This window comes from Collimonas fungivorans (genome assembly GCF_028292705.1).
In the GTDB taxonomy this organism is placed as follows: domain Bacteria; phylum Pseudomonadota; class Gammaproteobacteria; order Burkholderiales; family Burkholderiaceae_D; genus Collimonas; species Collimonas fungivorans_B.
The window spans coordinates 1-3,049 of sequence record NZ_JAQGLV010000180.1; the positions used below are offsets into that span (position 1 = coordinate 1).

The window sequence follows — 3,049 nt, forward strand, 5'->3', positions numbered from 1 at the left end:
CTCGCGCGCCGCCAGCTTGCCGTGATAGAGCGCCACGCTTTCGCCGGCATCCTGCAGCAGCTGGTGCATTTCCTCGGCCGCCTTGACGGTGGCGGCATAGACGATGCCGACGCCTTCGCTCTGCTGAACGATGCGCAGCGCTTCGGCCAGCTTTTGGTCGGGATTGGTCACCTGCACCACGCTGTAGTGCAGGTTGGGCCGATAGATGCCGGTATTGACGACGTTCATGCGCGCGCGTCCGAGCTGGCGGCCGATGTCGTCCACCACGTCGTCGGTCGCGGTGGCGGTCAGCGCCAGCACCGGCGGCTTGCCGAGCGCCGCGATCGAGGCCGCCATCTCCAGATACGCCGGACGGAAATCATGCCCCCATTGCGAGATGCAGTGCGCTTCGTCGATCGCCACCAGCGCGATCGGAACCGTCTTCAACACCTCGAGGAACTCGGGCCGGGCCAGGCGCTCCGGGGTGCAGAACACGATTTCGTGGGTTCGCTTCCGGATGCCTTCGAGCGCGGCATGCTCCTCGTCGGACGACAGGCTGCTGTTGACCTGCACGGCGCGGATGCCGAGCTGCTCGAGCTTTTCGAGCTGGTCCTTCATCAGTGAAATGAGCGGCGATACCACGATGGTGGTGCCTTTCAGCATCTTCGCGGCAATCTGGTAGCACAGCGATTTTCCGCTGCCGGCGGGCATGATCGCGAGCGTGTCTTTACCGTCGAGGACGCTGTCGATGACGCGCTGCTGGCCATCGCGCAAACGGTCGACCCCGAAGATGCTGCGCAGCAGTTTGGCGATGGCGTTGCGGCGGATCGCGCGCAAGCCCTGGTGCATGAGGCGGGGATCGTGTTTAGTCATAAGCACAACTGTATGGCGCAGGCTTGAAAATCGCCATAGGAGCGTACCTACATCCTGCGTAGGAGGCCTGCTCCGGCTCTGCTATTGCCCGTCATACAATCTCCTAAGGCATCGTCCTACAGATAGGCGGACGCTTGACCGATGCCCGCAATCCACAGCGAAGCCTATGATTCAGTCATACAACGAGAAAAAAAAGCAATAGGAGTACGACATGATGCGCTTATTTCCGATGACCTGGACCAGTATCCAAATTGCACTCGCGGGCGCCTCGACTTATGTCCTGTGCACCACCGACCTGCTGCGCGGCGCCGCGGTGTTCTTTCACTGATCAGTTCGAAGCCGCGATGACCTGTGTTGCCGCATTGACGACCGCGGCGATCCGGCCTACGTCGCGCAGCTGCTGCGACGACATGCCTTCCGTCTTCAGCAAGTCGAAGTGCGACTTGATGCAATACTGGCACTTGCCGATGATAGACGCCGACAGTGCGTACATCTCGAAGCGCCGCTTGTCGATGCCGCCGTTGCTGGCGTAAGCGTTCATCCGCAACTGGGCCGGCTGGCCCTTCAGATCGGGATCCTCGGTCATTTCCACATACGGATACCAGACATTGTTCATGCCCATCAGGGCCGAGGCCGTCAGCGCCGCATTCTTTTCATCTTCCGACAACTCCCCGCTTTCGATGATGATGTCGATGATCTTCCGGCTTTTCGCCGCGAATGCCGCCGCCAGCGCCACGCCGACCGCGTCCTTGCCTTCCAGGCTGGAGCGCGCGATGGTGCCGTCGAGGTTCAGGCGGATGTCCTTGGCATAGTCGGGAATCAATTCTTTGATCGAATTTAAGAATTCCATATATAAACCCTATCGTTTCAGGTTTTTAAAACCCGCCGAAGCGGGTTGGTCGAGAAACGCCTACAGCGTTGCGCCGCCTACGCTGCGGTTGCAAGGGCACAGTTCGTCCGTTTGCAGGCCGTCGAGAATACGCAGGATTTCGGTCGGGTTGCGGCCGACGTTCAGGTTGTTCACCGACACGTGCTGGATGGTGTTGTCGGGATCGACGATGAAGCTCGCGCGCAGGGCAACGCCTTCGGATGGATCGCGCACGCCGAGCATGTCGACCAGCCGGCCGGCCGAATCGCCGAACGAATAGTGGTTCAGCTTGTTCAGGTCAGGATGATCACGGCGCCATGCCAGTTTGCAGAATTCGTTATCGGTCGAACCGCCCATCAGCACCGCATCGCGGTCGGCCAGGTCGTTCTTGATTTTTGCGAACTCGACGATTTCGGTCGGGCACACAAAGGTGAAGTCTTTCGGATAGAAGTAGATGACTTTCCACTTGCCCGGGAACGAAGCTTCGGTGATGGTCTCGAACGCCGACTGGCCGTTTTCTTCCGGTTGATTGAAGCCTGGCTTGGCGGCCGGGACGCTGAATGCTTCTAATTTTTCGCCCACAGTTTTCATGTTCAATTCCTTGCGTTGTTGAGGGAAGTTTGAGGACAGACGCTTAGTATAGAACTACTGGAAAATACAACTGCAATTGAATTTACCTAGCTGCGCGATAGCGTCCGGCTTCAGCCGCTCTCACCGTTGGGCTGCGCAACGCGTGCCGCCAGCGGCAGGACCAGGCTGAAGACCGACCCGTTCTGGCCGTCGCTGCTGACTTCGAGCCGGCCGCCATGCGCCGCGGCCAGCTGGCGCGAAATCGCCAGGCCAAGGCCCAGTCCTTTCACCTCGCCGCTGCCGCTGCCCCGTTCGAACGGCTCGAAGATGCGCTGCTGGTCCGCTTCCGGAATACCCATGCCGGCATCGATCACGTCGATGTGCACCTGCGCGCCGCCGGCCTCGACGACGATGTCGACCGGCTGCCCGGCGCCATAGCGCAGCGCATTGGTCAACAGGTTAATAATAACCTGTTCGATGCGGAATTCGTCCCAGCAACCGTGCACGGGCGGATGCGGGTGCAAGGTGATGGTGCTACCCGAGCCGCTCGCCTGCAGCGCCAGGTCGGCCACCACACCCTTGAGCAGTCCCATCAGTTCGATGTCGGCCGGACGGATCGACAGGCTGCCGCTGCGGATGCGCGAGACGTCGAGCATGTCGTCGATCAGCCGGATCATCGACTGGATCTGGCGCTGGTCGCGCGCGATCATGGCCGGCAGGTGGTCCGGCCCGAGCGCCTCGACGTTGCCGCGCTGCAGT

4 protein-coding genes are annotated in these 3,049 nt (G+C 60.7%); all 4 read right to left on the bottom strand.

The annotated features are described in order from the left end of the window. A partial coding sequence (locus JWQ61_RS09860) for a RecQ family ATP-dependent DNA helicase (protein WP_304360377.1) occupies window positions 1-852 on the bottom strand: 852 nt, incomplete at its 3' end. Between the two features lie 328 nt (window positions 853-1,180). Beyond that, on the bottom strand, window positions 1,181-1,702 hold the full coding sequence (locus JWQ61_RS09865) for a carboxymuconolactone decarboxylase family protein (protein ID WP_304360378.1): 522 nt from the start codon (window positions 1,700-1,702) through the stop codon (window positions 1,181-1,183). A gap of 60 nt (window positions 1,703-1,762) precedes the next feature. Further along, window positions 1,763-2,311, bottom strand: coding sequence for a peroxiredoxin (locus JWQ61_RS09870; protein WP_304360379.1), 549 nt, complete (start codon window positions 2,309-2,311; stop codon window positions 1,763-1,765). 110 nt (window positions 2,312-2,421) lie between these two features. Beyond that, window positions 2,422-3,049 (bottom strand): sensor histidine kinase KdpD (locus tag JWQ61_RS09875; protein WP_304360380.1); only part of this gene is annotated, 628 nt, incomplete at its 5' end.